This is a genomic window from Clostridium sp. YIM B02569 (assembly GCF_022320765.1).
In the GTDB taxonomy this organism is placed as follows: Bacteria; Bacillota; Clostridia; order Clostridiales; family Clostridiaceae; genus Clostridium; species Clostridium beijerinckii.
In genome coordinates, this window is the sequence record NZ_JAKJJX010000009.1 from 137,665 (window position 1) to 154,738 (window position 17,074).

Sequence of the window (17,074 nt, forward strand, 5' to 3'; positions counted from 1 at the left end):
GCCTACTTAAATAGATTTTTTCCAATACTATTTTGTGGATATATATGTCTAGATTGAATTATTCTAATCATTTCTATGTGTACCCATACATTTGATAAATTTTAGATATATTAATATAATGATTTTATTATTTGTATTGAGTTTTATTGTATAAAGCATGCTAGATATAAAAAACAAAGACTATAAAAACCTGTATTCATATACAGCAAGTAATTTATAAAAAAGGTAGGTAATATTTATGGAAAGAAGTAAATCTTTAAATACTAGTGAATTAGTATTAATGGGGCTAATGATTGCTTTAACCTATATAGCAGGAAGCATAATTAAAATTCCATCAGTTGGAGGCTTTGTCCAAATAGGCGACTGTATGGTATTCTTATCAGTGATAGTTCTAGGTAGGAAAAAAGGAGCAATTTCAAGTGCTCTTGGTATGTTTCTTGTTGATGCATTAGGTGGATATTATTTTTGGGCACCCTTTACGCTAGTTATTAAATGTGGAATGGCTTATATTGCAGGATCTATATTAGAAAAAATGTCAGAAAACAAAGTTACTGTAAGATATACAATTGCATTTGTATCCAGTGGTATATTTATGGTGATTGCATATTTTTTTGCTGGAATAATAATATCAGGCTTTTTAACAGAAAAAATTGGGCTAATACAAGGAATAGCATATTCAGCTAAAGATATAGTTGGAAATATAATTCAAGTATCTACTGGTATAATAATAGCATTACCATTAAGTGCAGTTGTATCAAAAGCAAAACAAGCTGTATTTGCTCATTAGATTTAGCTTCTACAAATCATTCAAATTTTTATAACAGAAATTTTTAAAATTTTCTATCACTAAAAGTCTCAGGTGATTCCGTATCCTGAGATTTTTTTATCTGCATTTTCAAATTCAACTAAGAAATATCTAGGGGATGAATATATTTTCCTTTTTGTTCTCTTTTAAAATGTCCCCTTCTGAATTAGCTTTATTAATAATTTATGCTTCAGAGTGGCCTAGATGTCACCTATTTCACTCCAATTCAAACTCTTCTATAATAAAAAAGTGACTACATCATAATAATTAAAAAACTTAATATGATACAGTCACAGTAATTAATAAATTTTCAACCTCTATTTTATGCTCTGTTCTCCTCTGTCTTAGAACTTTCCATTATTTTAGGCATTATCATTGATGAAAGTAACGATATAACAGCTATTCCTATAAGTATTATAAATAAAAAGTGTAATGAGCTGTTTAATGAGAGTCTTATCTGTTCATCAGTTACCGCTGAATTATACAAATTACTTGGATCAACTCCATTTATTCCTAATTGAGTAAAATACTTAATTATATATATATTAAATATACTACCAAATATGCTTACTCCTATAGTTTGACCTATTGTTTTAAGCAATGAATTAGCTGCAGTCGCAGCACCTCTCTTGTTATATTCTACTGACTCTTGAATTATTATTGTTAAAGTTGTAAATGCTCCACCAAATCCAAATCCCATTATGAAAGCATATATTATTACTAATAATATAGAAGATTCTGCATTCAATGTAGGCAATAACGCTGTACTAATTAGTAAAATAACATTAGATATAAGTATTACTATTTTCCCACCAAACTTTACTATACACTTTCCTAAAATTACTGCAGCTATAAGCCAAGCAAATGACATGGGAGCTAGTGACAAGCCTGATATCTTAGCACTATATCCAAGTACATTTTGTATGTATATTGGGAGGTAAACATTCGAACCCATTAATATAGCTGAAGCCAAGAAGCTTACTAAATTCACAATTGAACTTGTCTTTGTAAATATATCAAAAGGAATAATTGGCTCTTTTGCTTTTCTTTCAATTATACAGAATGCAACTAGTAATATAACTGTTGCAATAACCGATAATAAAATAAATATGTTATTGCTAGAACTCATATCTTCATTTGATAAGAAGATATTCAAAAATATAACCATCGCCAGTGATAAAGTTATAATTCCAGCAAAATCTATGCTATGTTTTTTCTTTTCGAAAACTTCATCCAAATTTCTTTGAATAAGTACAACTGATATTATTCCAAATGGAAGGTTTATAAAAAATATCCAATGCCAAGATAATAAATCTATTAAGATCCCTCCCAAAAATGGCCCTACTAAACTTGCAATTCCCCAAACAGAACTTATTATTCCTTGGATCTTTGGTCTTTCCTCTAATGTAAATACATCTCCAATAATTGTATATGTAACTGTAAATATTGCTCCAGCACCTATTCCTTGTATGCCTCTAGCTCCTATAAGCATGTACATAGTTTGCGATAATCCACATAAAAAGCTTCCAATTAAAAATATTATTATTCCAATTGAAAGCATATTTTTTCTTCCATATAGATCTGATAGTTTCCCATATATAGGAGTAGTAATGGCAGAAGTTAGTAAATATACTGAAAAAACTGAACTAATAATTTCAAATCCTTGTAAATCCTTCACTATTGTTGGTATAGCTGTCGTTACAACAGTTCCTTCGACTGCTCCTAAAAACATTGCTACCATTAATGCTGCTGCAATGCTTCTTTTTCTTGAATTCATCTTTAAATCACTTCCTTATAAATTTCCTTTGTTTGTTCTAAGGTCAACTTTATAATTATATATATACTTAGCTATTTATACAACATTATAATAATATTTTAACTTGATGTGCTACTGATTTATGATATAGTATATAATAAAATATTCAATAATTTAAGAGGGGTAATTATATGACAAAATCGACAATGTCAATGTCTTCATTTTTTCGCAATAGATTTGTTCGAGTAATTATAGCTTCTTCTATTTTTCTACAAATAGGAATATGGGTTCGTAATTTCGCCATATTGTTATTTGTAATGGAGAAGACTAATAACAATCCCATTGCTGTTTCTTTAATTTCAGTTGCAGAATTTGCTCCAATATTTATATTCTCATTTATTGGTGGAACCTTTGCAGATAGATGGCGACCGAAGCGTACTATGGTTTGGTGTGATTTACTAAGTGCTATTTCTGTTTTTGCCGTTCTGCTTACAATAATCTTTGCAACTTGGGAAGCTGTATTTTTTGTAACATTTATTTCATCTATTTTGTCTCAGTTCTCTCAGCCCTCTGCAATGAAATTATTTAAAGTCCATGTTCCTGAAGAGTTTATGCAAACTGGAATGGCTATTTTCCAAACTCTTATGTCTATTTTTATGATTATAGGACCAGCATTAGGTACTATTGTTTTTCAAAAGTTTGGAATAGATATTTCTATATCAGTAATGGGTGTAGCTTTCTTACTATCAGCTTCAGTATTAACCCTATTACCCGCTGATGAGATAATTGAAAAGAAAGAAACTACAAATCATTTCTTGGAAGAATTAAAAGAAGGTTTCGCCTATGTTTGGCAGCAAAGAGAGTTAACTATACTTGGATCTGTTTTTGCGGTATCAGGCCTTGCTGTTGGTATCATACAACCACTTGGGGTTTTCTTAATTGTTGAAAGACTTGGTCTTCCTAAAGAAAATCTTCAATTATTACTTATGGTAAATGGAGCAGCAATGTTTATTGGTGGCGGATTAGTTATGACAATATCAAAGAAAGTTATGCCTCAAAAGCTTCTCGCAATAGGACTTATAGTTAACACCATTTCAATGGTTGGCATGGGATTATCTTCAAGCTGGATTATAATTCTATTGTTCCAATTCCTTAATGGATTTTTTATGCCTTGCATCCAAATTGGTATTAACACATTAATTCTTCAATTAACGAAATCTGAGTTTGTTGGAAGAGTAAACGGAGTATTAAATCCAATGTTTATGGGATTCATGGTTATTACAATGTCAATTACAGGATGGCTTAAAAGCCAATTTTCCCTTACTATTCTCTACATCTCAGCAGGCATACTTTTTCTAATAGGTGCAATGCTTACTTCATTAATATTTAATCCCTCAATTAGTAGTGAAATAGATTCAGCTGAATAGAAAAGTGAAAAAGCACCACTAGATGTTATAGATTATAACATCTAGTGGTGCTTTATTATTCTTAAAATACTTCTATTTATTTCAAGAATATAAAAATCATTACTTTTCTATTGGGTGCTTAGGACCTATTAGATCTAGTTGATAAAAAACTAAATCCAACCATTTACCAAATTTATAGCCTGCTTTAGTTACTGTGCCAGAGTATTTAAACCCGAATTTCTCATGAATTTTGATACTACCGTCATTTAAACTATCAATGCAAGCAACCATAGTTGCGTACTCATCTCTATTAGCAGCATCAATTAATTCCTTTAACAATATCTTCCCTATTCCTAAATTTCTATAGTCTTTATGAACATATACAGAATGTTCTATTGTGTACTTAAAAGCTGGATAAGTTCTAAACGATCCGTATGTAGCAAATCCTACAGCTTTGTCATCTTTTTCAAACACCAATAGTGGACATCCATCTTTTTTCTTTTCATCAAACCACTGTTTTCTTTCCTCAAGATTATGCGCAGTATAATCATAAATCGCTGTTGTATTTAATATAGCATCATTGTAGATCTCTAAAATATCTGCTAAATCTTTTTCCGTTGCTTCTCTTATCATTTTTCATATCCCTTTCAAAATAAACTAATCTTCCTATATTTTAACACCTATGTGCAATATGTAAAATTATTTTTTTAATAGCTCCATTTTATTAATTTTTATAATAATAAAACAATCCCGAGTTACAAATAATTAAATAATAATAAATTAAACTAAATAAAAAGAACAGCTTAAATGAACTTATTTGCCTATAGTCCATGTACGCTGAACTTAACTAATATTTTTAATTATTCATCTATTATCATAAGCAATGAAAAATTGGCTCCATTTTCTTATATGTACAAAATTCTTTATATCCCAATTCCTTAAGTTCATTTTTTACAGAAGAAATCTTGCATCCTACATCATCTTCCTTATGCGAATCAGATCCTATTGTAATAATAGTTCCTCCTAATTCTCTGTATAACTTTAATATTTCTCTAGAAGGTGTCAAATCATCTAACCCATATCTAAAACAAGATGTGTTAATTTCAATTCCTTTTCCATGAGAAATTACGTGAACTAAGATTTCTTTTACAATATCTCTTACCTTTTCAAAAGGATATTTTCCCATCTTATCATATCTATTAATCATATCTAAATGACCTAAAACACTATAATCATTATATTTTTTTATTACTTTTAATATTTCCTCATAATATTTCTCATTATATTCCTTTTGTGTCTTTCCTTTTTGAAAATCCTGTGTCCAAAATGCCTTATTATCTACCTGATGACAAGAGAGAATAACAAAATCAAAGTCATATTCATTAAAATCCTTTTGAAATTCATCAATAGTATGTTCTTGCATCCCAAATTCGATTCCAAGTTTCATAGTAATTTTATCTTTATATTTTTCTCTGCACCTATTAAATTCATTTATATAAGCTATATAATTGCAATTTATATCTACTTTCACTCCATAATCAACATGCTCTGTAAAGCATATTTCATCAATTCCTAAAGATATTGCCTTTTTGATCTCATCTTCCATAGGATAAGTGGAATCATCGCTAAAACTTGTATGCATATGATAATCAGCTAACATAATTAAATTTCCTCCTAAAATATTATTACAACTATTATTACTATTTCTTCAATATAAAATTCTCAATTAATTCAGCGACAACACCTTCATTATTATCGGCTTCTGTTGTATAATCACAAGCGCTTTTTACATCTTCAACTGCATTTCCCGCCGCTACTGATAATCCTGCTACTTTTAACATAGACATATCGTTGTAGTTGTCGCCTACAGCAATTGTGTCTTTAATATCTATATCTAAAATTTTTGCTAAGTTAATTAAACCACTTCCTTTATCTACCCCTAATGAATTAAATTCCATATATCGATTTGACGAATAACTTACAGCACAATACCCCTCTGTAATACTTCTCATATCTGGCTCAATGCCCATCAAATATGAAACATTTATATTTTGATATATAATCTTTGCAATTGGTTCCTCTTCAAGAAAATCTACTGTATTTTCTTTCATAATAGTACACTCTAATTTTTGATTTTTAATTCTTTCTTTTTCACTTTGTGATAAATTATAAATATACAATTTATCTTTTGTATAAACATGTATACAAACATCCTTATTTAATCCATACTCAAAAATTTCTTTCATCTTATCGAATCTTAATCCTTTAAATTGCAGTAGCTTGTTATCCTTATTTTCTGTTAAAGCTCCGCCATTAAAGGAAATAATATATTCCCCAGCCTGATTATATAAATCCAAAATTTTCAAGTCCTTCTGAATAGAAGAATAACCTCTTCCTGTAGCTGGTACAAATTTTACTCCATACTCTTTCTTGGCTCTTTTTATTAAATCAATATTTCTTTGACAAATTATATGATTATCATTTAATAGTGTCTCATCCATATCACAAGCTATTAGTTTATATGCCATAATTTTGCCTCCTCCTATATTGCGCATTTTTATATATACTTTTTTAAAATATTTAAAACAAAATCTGCTTCTAAGACTGTATATTTCTACTACTTTAAAAAGTCACTTTCAGATTTGATTTTATTGTAGCTCTCCAAAGAATTAAATAATGTATGAATCTTGTGCTGTGAATATATACTCTACTTAATAATTTTCTTCATAAAAAAATAAACTGCTTGTACTCTTTAAAAGTCATCTTTATAATAGATGCTCAAATCCAGTTATAATTTCTACAATATAATTTATATTCTAACTCCATTGATATTTTAAGTTTATAATTCTTCAGTTCAATTTGATGATAATAATTTTTATTAATGCTAAAATAAATATATATGTTGCAATTCTTAATGGATATTTCATAATTGCAGCTAAAATTCTTTAATTATTTTTAGAATTATGATGAGTAATTATTTTATCAACATACATAACACTTTTCCTTAAAAAGTATTAATGACAAATTTAATTGTTTATTCATGACACTTATCAATAAAATAATTCATCTAAAAATGTAAACTTCACTAAGGAGATAATTATCATGACAATTTATAATTTACTTTTATATGCTAATAATTTAACTGAAACAGAGAAATTACTTGCAAATTACATATTGGAAAATCAAGAGCAAGTTGCTGGTATGTCATTAGATGAATTAGCCAAAGTATCTTTTTCATCAATCTCAACTATACACAGACTATGTAAAAAAATTGGATTAACTGGTTTCAAAGAATTTAAAATTAAGTTTGTTGAAGAACTATACTCCAAAATGAATAAACCAGAAAATATTGATATAAATTTTCCTTTCAAGAAAGACGATACACAATTTCAAATTGCTAGCAACATTAAGCAGCTTTATATTGATACCTTAACCAACACTTTTTCCTTCTTTAATTCCGAACAGCTAGAAGATGCTGTTGATTTAATTTATAATGCCGAGATAGTCGATGTTTATGCCGTTACAAATAACATACAAACGGCATTGAACTTTCAAGATAAAATGCAAAGCATCGGTAGATACGTTAATGTTTCACTAATTCCAATGAACCAAGTATACCGTGCTGCCGCTTCTAATAATAAAAATAAGCAAGTTGCAATTATCCTTTCTTATTCTGGTAAGACACCTGAAATTAAAGAAATTGCTTTAGTTCTAAAACGTAAGGAAATAGAAACCTTAGTTATCTGTTCAGCTCAAGAAAACTATTTAACTAAGTTATTTAAATATCATATATTTGTTTCTAGTAAAGAAAATTTAAAAAAGAAAATTTCTCACTATTCTTCTCATATTGCTACACAATATGTTTTAGATGTCATATTCTCTTGTATCTTTAACAAAGATTATGAAAAAAACATGGAGTATCGCCTAAACGAATTTAATAAGTTAGATCATCGCCAGGTAGAAGAATGACCTAATCTTTAGACGTTTATGCTTCGTACTTAGTATTACATTTTGTTCATTTACATTATAGTAGATAACTATTGATAATTATATACATGCAATCAAAACAGGTACTTATTTTCAAATATTCCTTTAAATAATAAAATTATCTGAAAATATTTTTCAGATAATTTTATACTCATAGAAATATATAATTTTTATAGATTTCAATTAACATTAAAAACCTAGCCAGCTTTTCTTCATTCAACATAATTATTTCTTACTAATATCTTTTTATATTTATACAACAATTATTTAATCTCTCTCAAACAATTGTTGTAAATCTTCTTTTGATAAACTTCCTAATAAGCCGCTATTTTTAAGTTCTCCCGTTAAAATACTGTCAATAAGTTGTTTTTTATCTTCTTGAAGCAAAATGATTTTCTCCTCTATAGTCCCTTTAGATACTAACTTAATCACCTCTACTACATCTCTTTGACCAATTCTATGAGCTCTATCCGTTGCCTGAGCCTCAACTGCTGGATTCCACCATGGATCAAAATGAATAACTAAATTAGCTGATGTTAAGTTAAGTCCAGTTCCTCCAGCCTTTAATGAAATCAAAAAGACATTCACAAACTCATTAGTATTAAAATCTTTAACCATTTTTATTCTATTTTTAGGGCTTGTTTTTCCGCTCAAATGGAAAAATTCTATTTTCTCCTTATTTAAGCGATCCCCAATCCTATCTAATGCAGAAGTAAATTGTGAAAATAGAAGTATCTTCCCACCAGAATCAATATGACTTTTAATGATTCCTGCCACTTCTTCTATTTTCCCACTTCCTCCATTATAGTCTTCAAGTATAAGTGAAGGATCTAAACATATCTCCCTTAGCTTAGTTAAGTATGAGAATATCTCGATTCTACCATCTTTGTTATTCTTCATTGCAGCTTTTACTCTTTTTACACAATTACTATACACAGCTTTTTGAGAAGGGGTCATTTCAACTAATAAAGTCTTTTCTATTTTATCTGGTAATTCATTCATTACTTCTTTCTTAGTTCTCCTTAAAATAAAAGGCTTTATCATAGTCTTAAGATTCTCTAAATTATCTTCCCTTCTTGAAATAAATTTTTCCTCAAACTTTTCTTTAGCGTAGAGGTACTCTGGCATTATAAAGTCAAATATAGACCAAAGCTCTGTCAAATTATTTTCAATAGGTGTTCCAGTTAAAGCAAATCTAATTTTTGCCTGAATTTCTTTTACAGCTCTTGAATTCTGAGCTTCCGAATTCTTAATACTCTGCCCCTCATCAATTATGCAATAATCAAAAACAATATCTTTATAATTATCTATATCTAATCTCAATGTTCCATAGGTAGTTAGCACTACATCATATTCACATATATCTTCCATAATTTTATCTCTTTGACTTCCATGAACCAGCACAACTCTTAAACTTGGTGCAAATCTTAAAATTTCATCTTTCCAATTATAAAGCAATGATGTCGGACAAATTATGCAAGTCTTTTTGTTCTTCTCTAATAATAAGAATGCTATAACTTGTATTGTCTTACCTAATCCCATCTCATCTGCTAATATTCCTCCAAATCCCACTTCACTTAAGGTCTTGAGCCACTTAAATCCATTAATTTGATATTCTCTAAGAATTCCTTTAAAATCACTTGGGATTGATATATTTTTATTATTTATGTTGTCTAACTTATTTTCTATATCATCTAATTCATTCGAATTTTCTATACTCCCTAAACCTATATTCTTCATATTTTCATATAGACATAAAGCTTTATTCTTTTCGATTTCAACTTTTTCATTATTTGAATCCAGATTTATATTTAACACTTCAATTAGATTAAAAAAACTTCTCACACCATTATCTTCAAAATCTAAAAAGTTATTATTTCTTGTTTTGTAAAATTTATTTTTATCTTTATATGATTCTAATGCACTATTTAATTCCTTTGTTCCTAACTCCCCTATACTATAAGAGAAACTATAACTTCCGTCCACTTCATCTAAATCAACTCTAATTGAATCCAGATTATATATTTTTTTATTGCTAAGGCCGTTTCCTAACATAACATTTCCCAACGAGTGGATTATCTCTCCTTTTTTTCTTAGTATATTAAACAACTCTTCATCTTTACCTATAAATACAAGTCTGTTATCTATTTTTACAAAACTTAGTTTTTCAACTTCCATAAGAAGCTTTTCTTCTTTTTTATCATCTCTTATGAACGTATGCGAAACATTTCTCTCATCTAATATATTGATCTTTGTATTACCATAGCTAAGAAATATATCACAATAAATTTTTCCGTTCCCTTCATATAAAAAAAATTCAGGTCTTGATAAATTAGATGCATAATTTCTTAAGTTTTCCGCAATATTTATGTTACTCGAAATTCTACTTAAAAGAGACATTAGTTTAGTGTAAGTATCTATATCTTTTCTATAGGTAATTCTGCCATGAACTAATAATCTTTCATGCAAACTAGCATAATTATCAATTTGATTTTTTGAAGGTAAATAGAGTTCATTCCTAAAATAATAAACATCATTGTTTGAATTTAATGAAATGGGAAGCTGCTTATGAGTCGTCAAGACTATCATTCCGTTATCTTCCTTAACATTAAAGGTTATAGGTAAATCTTTGTGTAATATTGGTGCTGTAATTTCAATATAATCAAATTTAAATTTTATTTTTCTATCCTCTATACCTTTTAAAAATTTTCTAAGTTCCTCTGGCTTAAGTATAAGCTTTCCACCTCTCGAAGGTGTTTGTACCTCATAATATAGAGAATCATTTTCTATTTTACGAATAAGCCTTGTGCTATGATTATTTCCCCATATTTTATATTTTTCTGCAGTTTTCTCTTCAGAATTTTCTTCTTTATTGTTATCATTTTCAAGTAAGCTAATAAATTTATATTCAGTAGCAGTTATATGACTACAAATTAATGTGTATCCACTTGAAGTAAATTCTTTAAACTCATCACAAGAACAGTTAGCACTCTCTAGTTTTTTCCTCTGGAGATTGATTTTGATATGTGTACTAAATTCGTTAATTTTATTTTTATCAGTAACTTTTCCATAAATATGATATATATTATCTATCTTTTTCCCCTTAAAATAAGTGACTAAACCATTATTAAATTTAACCTCTCCCTCTCTTTTCATAGTAGATGAAGCTGATTTAAATAATATTGACTTTAATTCTTCTAGTTTCAAGTAATCACCTCTTTCATGACAAGCACAAATAAAATTCTGGCCATTTATTTAATCTATAAATTATAAATTATATATCACTTTTACCTCTAATAGTCGCATTTCAATAATGCTATTTTTACATAAAATATATTATAACATAGTAGTTTAGATTTTTTATCAAATAGTACTTGACCAACTTTCACTTAAAGTAATTAATTGGTTTTGATGTAAATATTTATATTGACATATTTAATCTACAATTGTAAACTGAAATAGTGATTACAATTGTAGATTAAAAAATGAAAGGAGTTTTTTAATGAAAATCTTTCCTAAAATATCAGAGTCAGAATGGGAAGTTATGAAACTTATATGGAAAACAAATCCTTTAACTTCTGAGCAAATAATCAATTCATTATCAGATAAAATGAATTGGTCAACGCAAACTATAAAAACCTTTATAACTAGACTTATCAAAAAAGGTGCAATAGGTTTTGAAAAATCAGGAAGAATTTATAATTACTATCCATTAATTTCTGAAAATGAATACATAAAATCTGAAAATGAAACATTTCTAAAAAAGGTCTATGATGGAGCATTAGGCATCCTTTTCACTAAATTTTTAGAAGAAAAAAATTTATCTAATGATGAAATCGAAGAACTCGAAAACCTTCTTAAAAATAAAAAAGAAAAAAACTCTAATAAAGATAAGTAAAAAATATGATTAAGATATTTTAAAGAAGATACTAAGTTACAGAACACGTATATTTTTTAAATATTAATATTCATATTTAGTATGGTAAAGCCTATAAAATTAAACTTTATATTTAAAAATTCAAATTACATGGAGGTGATATTTTTGTGGAAATCTTAGAAAAGATTTTTTTATTTACTTTACAGATTTCTTTATCAGCTAGTATTTCTGCACTATTGATCATTTTAATTTTAAAATTATTTAATAAATATATTGGCATAAGAGTTAAGAATATATTGCTTATTTTATTACTTATAAGGTTTCTTGTGCCTATTACTCCGGACATGAATACTAATTTCCTTAATACTTTATATCAAAAATGTGAAAACACTTTAAATCTATCCAAGGGTAATAGTAACTTGGATTTAACAAAATCTGATTCAGAAGTTCCTAAGAAAAGCCTTGAAAATAACATCTATAACGAAAAAACTCAAATAGAGACAGAAGATGAAACTCAAAGCACTAATAAACAAAATTCTATTTTAAGAATAGTCTCATGCATTTGGATAATAGGTGTATTAATCATAGATCTGATATTATTTTTATCTATGCTTATTTTTAAGCGCAAAACTAAGCATTTAGAGACAGATATGTATCCCGAAATTCAATCAGTAATAGAATTATGTAAAGATAAAGCTAATGTAAGTTCTAATATTTCCTTTTACGTATGTGATGACCTTAATAGTCCTTGTATATTAGGAATTACAAAACCTAAGATTTATCTTCCTAAACATATTTTAAATATAAATGATAATAATCTACTTTCACATATATTTTTGCATGAATTATTCCATTATAAAAGAAAAGATTTATTATGTAACTTTTTGAGCACAATTGTATTTTCAATACATTGGTTTAATCCTATTGTTTGGTTCCTTCTTAATAAAATAAAACTTTATAGAGAATATGCCTGCGATGCTTGCGTTCTTGAATTACTAGGAGAAAAAGAAGCAATAAAGTATGGTATGAGCCTAATAAATCTTTCAAAAATGTTTTTAAATAAAACTAACCACTCTAATTTAGCAATTTTTTTTGAAACAAACAATCAAATGAAAGGACGAATTGAAATGATAAAAAAATTTAAAACTGGTTCTTATAGAATCTCAATAATTGGTGTATTAGGTTGTGTATTAATCACAATCATCATGCTTACCAATAGCATAAATGTTAACGCTTTAGATATTAACACCAATAAATTAGCTACTGAGAGCAGTACAGCAATAAATACTCCCCCTAAATTTATTGTTGATACACCTGAAAAATCTTACTATGATATAGAAAAAGTAGAAAAAGTAGCTGGATTCAAATTTAAACTACCTGATTCTCCTCAGCTTAGTAGAGCTAGCAGCCTTCAACTTATAAAACTTTCTGATCAAGATAATGTTTTACTTATATACTTAGATGGTGATACTAAATTTACATTTCAAGTTTCTGAAAAAGACCCACTAGAATATTTGAAGAAAATAGCTACTGTAAAAGGTGGATCAAAAAATTATATTGAAAGTAAAGAAGAATCTATGAAGCTAGGAGATATAGACGGATTCAATGTAATTTTAACTCAAATATCCCCTTCTCAAACTTTAAAAAATGGTGATGTAATACCTGAACGAAAAGATGTAGATAAATATTTCGCATGGAAAAATGAAGGATTATGGTATAGTATAAGATATAATTCACCATTGAAAAGTTCAGGAAAAAACGCTAATCAAGGATCTAATATTTCGCAAGATAATATAGAAACAATAGCGAAATCTATAGTATATCCAGACGAAATAAAGAACGTAAAATATTCTGTAGAAAAAGATGCCCCTTCAACAGAAATTGCTACAATGATGATTTATGACAAAGAAGATTTGGAGTCCGCAAAAAAATACCTAGGCTTTAACCCTAAATTTCCGTTAAAAATAAATGAAGATATAACTATTAATCAGTCAGCAGTAGGAATTTCAGACAACTCAGATATAAAAAACAATAATATTAGCTATGAACTTGATAACATATATAGAAATAAGAACGGTTCAATAACTTTCAACCAGAAAAAAGCTTCAAAAGAGTATGAAGATATGAAAAAAAGTGGATATACCACTATATACAATAACGAAAATAATAAAACTGAACAAATCAAAGTTCAAAAATTAACTATAAATAATAATGACGTATTTAAATACTTATATGATGAAAACTATCCTGATGGCACTTCTGGCAGCAATGGAGAATATTTTTGGAAGGAAAATAATATTTACTACTCTGTATGTTTTTTTGGCAACACTGCTAATTCAGATGAAATAGCCAAAGAATTTATTACTTCTAATCCTATAGATTAGAATATAATTTCCTTACTTTCAAAAATATATATCAGTATCTCCTATCATATTTTTATTACAAAAAATAAATAGTTTAAAAGGTATTGTGTTAATTCAATACCTTTTTAACTATGCATTATTTCTCCCTTTTTTGTCGTATAAAAATATATTAGCTTATTACGAGTATAATAAGCTATGTTAATAATACTTTCAATATAAAATTATATGCCGCCTCATCTTCCCACTGAGATAACTTAACATGACCTAAATTAACTCCATCAATTTTAAAATTTAAAATCTCTTTTAGGTTATTGTAATATAATTCTCTATTCAACTTGATTTTGCTAAATAAAATCTTTTGAACACATGGTTTACTATTCGCATCTGAGGGAAGCATCATCATAGCAACTCCACCAGTATACTTATTTTTATTTAGGTTTGGTTTAATCATATTTATATATGTAACCCCATCATTTGAGCTGCTTAAATTAAAAAATATCATTTTATCGGATACAATATACTTCCCCGTAAAATATTTAATTACCTTGTCATCTGAACAAATCTTAAAATTTACATTTTCATTCTTAATTTCTATGATTCCTTCATGCAAAGACCCTTCTTTAGCTATATTAGTAACAAAAAAATAAACATAGTATTTCTCTTCAAAAATATAGGATCCAATTTCATTATTATTTTCTAAGTTCTCAATATCTTCTGCTGTTAGCGGTATAGAAATAAGCTTTTCAATTGTTATATTATATACTTCAGAAATATATAGTAATGTTTCTATAGATGGGAAAGCATCTCCTGATTTGTATTTAGATAATAAATCCTCAGATATACCAATTTTACCAGCCAACTTTTTTTGTGTTGATTCCAGTTGAATTAATTTTCTTAGATTGTACGTAAAAACCTTAGATGTCTTTTCATATATATCATTTTTTAATGCTTTTACTTCATTAATATTGTTATACATAATATCTGAATCAGCTTTAATATAATTTAATTTCTTCTTTATCTTTTCATTTATTTCTTTAAATTCATATAAATCTTTATTCAAATTCCTCACTCCATATTGTTATCATATTATGATAATCAAGTAAGTTGAATCATATTCAACTGAATATTTTATATTTTTCAATTATCTTAGACATTTATATATAGTAATTGAAACAATTCACTTACTATATTACCATAATATTGCAAACTTCAAAATACAATATATTTTAAGGAGATACTTATGTCTAGATCAATATCTAAAAATGCTTTTTTTAAAGCAGTATTAAATGTTTCAAATATAATTTTACCTATAATAGTTATGCCAATAGTTCTTAGTGCAATTCAAGATAAATTAAATGGATATATGACCATGGGGGAAACCTGGACTGCAGTTTTTATGATTTTTGCAAGCTTTGGAGTTTATCAATATGGTTTAAGAGAAGTAAGCAAAGTAAGAGATGATAAGGATAAACTAACCAAAACAATTACTAGTCTATTTGTAATTACCACCACAACAACAGCTGTAACTTCTATTTTTTATGCTATCTTTTTAACTATATTCCATAGAAATGATGCATATTTTTATACTTGCATGGTTATGGGATTAAACATAGTCTTTAATATGTTCAATGTTGAATGGATCAATGAAGCTCTTGAAAATTATGATTTTATAGCATTAAAAACTATGATAATTAAAATAATATATAATTTATTAACAATATATTTTGTAAAGACTCAGGCTGATTTTTTATTTTACATATATCTTACTTGCGGTATAAATTTTATTAATAACATATCCAGTTTTATATATATAAAAAAGAAGATACACTTTGACTTCTCAGATTTACAAATAAAAAAACATATAAAACCTATGTTTTCAGTTGTAATACTTGCTAACACATACATTTTATATACTTGGCTTGATAAAAACATGATAAACAGCAATTTAGGATCAACAGAAGCAGGATATTATGGAGTGGCCCAAAAGATAATGTCAATGATAGATATCTTAATGTTTACAATAGTTCAAGTTTCCATGGCTAGACTTTCAAACTATTTAGAAAATCATTCAAAAGAAGTCTATTTAAATTTATTAAATAAGGTAATTAAAATATATTTCTTATTCTTATTTCCAGCTTCAATAGGATTACTTGGAGTTTCTAAACAAGTTATTATAATTATGGGTAAAGGTACTGATATATATCTTCCAGCCGTACCAATACTAATGGTGTTTTCAATATATATGCTGACTATTGGAATTGATAGAATTATTTCAGATCAGATAATTTATATTTTCGGGAGAGAAAAAACAGATGCTAAGTTAGTTTTCATTGGAGGGATATTAAATTTAATCTTGAATGCGCTTTTAATATTTACCAATATGTTCACACCAACAAAAGTAATCGCAACAACTTTAGTTTCAAATTTAGTAGTTATGGTTTTAGAATATAGATTAGTAAAAAATGAGCTTCATATAAATATAAGATTATTTGCTTTTGAGAATTTGAAGTATTTGTATTACTCTTTAATATTCATCCCAATAACCTTTGTTATAAATAATTTTATATCTGGAACTATATTATCCTGTATACTTGATATACTTGCTTGCTGCAGTATTTACTTTATAATTCTTATAGCAACAAGAGATAAGGTATTCCTTGGATTATTAATGATAGTCTTTAAAAAATTAAAAGCTCTATATAAACAAAGAATAGCATAAAGCTTTAAATCAAGTAAAATAGCTATTAAGATATACAACTCGAAAGCATCTAAGATTTTTCGAGTTGTACTCAACAATATGTCATGACAAGTATCAAGTATATGATGATCTTTATAAGAATTCTTTTGTATATGTCTATGTGTATTATTTCTTTACTTGAT

At 27.4% G+C, this 17,074-nt stretch carries 12 protein-coding genes; 6 read left to right on the forward strand and 6 right to left on the reverse strand.

The features are described 5' to 3' along the window. The first annotated feature begins 238 nt into the window (after positions 1–238). The gene (locus tag L3B96_RS10165; protein WP_238860677.1) at positions 239–787 is read left to right on the forward strand and encodes an ECF transporter S component; all 549 of its coding nucleotides are present in this window, start codon (positions 239–241) and stop codon (positions 785–787) included. A gap of 340 nt (positions 788–1,127) precedes the next feature. Here the strand turns inward: L3B96_RS10165 and L3B96_RS10170 are convergent, their stop codons facing one another. Continuing rightward, positions 1,128–2,582: an MDR family MFS transporter gene (locus L3B96_RS10170; protein ID WP_238860680.1), complete on the reverse strand. Its 1,455-nt coding sequence runs from the start codon at positions 2,580–2,582 to the stop codon at positions 1,128–1,130. Between the two features lie 170 nt (positions 2,583–2,752). On the opposite strand from L3B96_RS10170, the gene L3B96_RS10175 reads away from it, so the two are divergent. Then, positions 2,753–3,988 carry an MFS transporter gene (locus L3B96_RS10175; RefSeq protein WP_238860682.1) on the forward strand — a complete coding sequence of 412 codons (1,236 nt, stop codon included), beginning with the start codon at positions 2,753–2,755 and terminating at the stop codon, positions 3,986–3,988. 99 nt (positions 3,989–4,087) lie between these two features. Here L3B96_RS10175 and L3B96_RS10180 read toward each other — a convergent pair whose 3' ends face one another. The 3 genes from L3B96_RS10180 to L3B96_RS10190 form a co-directional block, all read right to left on the reverse strand. Beyond that, positions 4,088–4,600 (reverse strand): GNAT family N-acetyltransferase, encoded by a 513-nt coding sequence (locus L3B96_RS10180; protein WP_238860684.1) that lies wholly within the window; start codon positions 4,598–4,600, stop codon positions 4,088–4,090. A 241-nt stretch (positions 4,601–4,841) separates the two neighbouring features. Continuing rightward, positions 4,842–5,627: a histidinol-phosphatase HisJ family protein gene (locus tag L3B96_RS10185; protein ID WP_238860686.1), complete on the reverse strand. Its 786-nt coding sequence runs from the start codon at positions 5,625–5,627 to the stop codon at positions 4,842–4,844. A 40-nt stretch (positions 5,628–5,667) separates the two neighbouring features. Beyond that, a complete protein-coding gene (locus L3B96_RS10190; RefSeq protein ID WP_238860688.1) occupies positions 5,668–6,495 on the reverse strand; it encodes a Cof-type HAD-IIB family hydrolase in 828 nt (275 codons plus the stop codon). Between the two features lie 574 nt (positions 6,496–7,069). Between L3B96_RS10190 and L3B96_RS10195 the strand changes: the two genes are divergently transcribed. Beyond that, complete coding sequence (locus L3B96_RS10195; RefSeq protein WP_011968316.1) at positions 7,070–7,936, forward strand: MurR/RpiR family transcriptional regulator; 867 nt, start codon at positions 7,070–7,072, stop codon at positions 7,934–7,936. A gap of 285 nt (positions 7,937–8,221) precedes the next feature. Here the strand turns inward: L3B96_RS10195 and L3B96_RS10200 are convergent, their stop codons facing one another. After that, on the reverse strand, positions 8,222–11,161 hold the full coding sequence (locus tag L3B96_RS10200) for an SNF2-related protein (protein ID WP_238860690.1): 2,940 nt from the start codon (positions 11,159–11,161) through the stop codon (positions 8,222–8,224). 295 nt (positions 11,162–11,456) lie between these two features. On the opposite strand from L3B96_RS10200, the gene L3B96_RS10205 reads away from it, so the two are divergent. Both L3B96_RS10205 and L3B96_RS10210 read left to right on the forward strand, forming a co-directional pair. Next, positions 11,457–11,852: a BlaI/MecI/CopY family transcriptional regulator gene (locus L3B96_RS10205; RefSeq protein ID WP_238860692.1), complete on the forward strand. Its 396-nt coding sequence runs from the start codon at positions 11,457–11,459 to the stop codon at positions 11,850–11,852. Positions 11,853–11,998: 146 nt separating this feature from the next. Next, a complete protein-coding gene (locus tag L3B96_RS10210; RefSeq protein ID WP_238860694.1) occupies positions 11,999–14,215 on the forward strand; it encodes a M56 family metallopeptidase in 2,217 nt (738 codons plus the stop codon). Between the two features lie 172 nt (positions 14,216–14,387). Here the strand turns inward: L3B96_RS10210 and L3B96_RS10215 are convergent, their stop codons facing one another. Continuing rightward, positions 14,388–15,254 (reverse strand): helix-turn-helix transcriptional regulator, encoded by an 867-nt coding sequence (locus L3B96_RS10215; protein WP_011968312.1) that lies wholly within the window; start codon positions 15,252–15,254, stop codon positions 14,388–14,390. A 180-nt stretch (positions 15,255–15,434) separates the two neighbouring features. Between L3B96_RS10215 and L3B96_RS10220 the strand changes: the two genes are divergently transcribed. Next, on the forward strand, positions 15,435–16,913 hold the full coding sequence (locus tag L3B96_RS10220) for an oligosaccharide flippase family protein (protein ID WP_238860696.1): 1,479 nt from the start codon (positions 15,435–15,437) through the stop codon (positions 16,911–16,913). The last annotated feature ends 161 nt before the right edge of the window (positions 16,914–17,074 follow it).

What these genes read in the sequence shown, in the direction of transcription:
- L3B96_RS10190 (WP_238860688.1), bottom strand. Translation starts at nt 6,495, where the DNA reads ATGGCATATAAACTAATAGCTTGTGATATGGATGAGACACTATTAAAT.
- L3B96_RS10220 (WP_238860696.1), top strand. Translation starts at nt 15,435, where the DNA reads ATGTCTAGATCAATATCTAAAAATGCTTTTTTTAAAGCAGTATTAAAT.
- L3B96_RS10205 (WP_238860692.1), top strand. Translation starts at nt 11,457, where the DNA reads ATGAAAATCTTTCCTAAAATATCAGAGTCAGAATGGGAAGTTATGAAA.
- L3B96_RS10165 (WP_238860677.1), top strand. Translation starts at nt 239, where the DNA reads ATGGAAAGAAGTAAATCTTTAAATACTAGTGAATTAGTATTAATGGGG.
- L3B96_RS10170 (WP_238860680.1), bottom strand. Translation starts at nt 2,582, where the DNA reads ATGAATTCAAGAAAAAGAAGCATTGCAGCAGCATTAATGGTAGCAATG.
- L3B96_RS10175 (WP_238860682.1), top strand. Translation starts at nt 2,753, where the DNA reads ATGACAAAATCGACAATGTCAATGTCTTCATTTTTTCGCAATAGATTT.
- L3B96_RS10180 (WP_238860684.1), bottom strand. Translation starts at nt 4,600, where the DNA reads ATGATAAGAGAAGCAACGGAAAAAGATTTAGCAGATATTTTAGAGATC.
- L3B96_RS10185 (WP_238860686.1), bottom strand. Translation starts at nt 5,627, where the DNA reads ATGTTAGCTGATTATCATATGCATACAAGTTTTAGCGATGATTCCACT.
- L3B96_RS10195 (WP_011968316.1), top strand. Translation starts at nt 7,070, where the DNA reads ATGACAATTTATAATTTACTTTTATATGCTAATAATTTAACTGAAACA.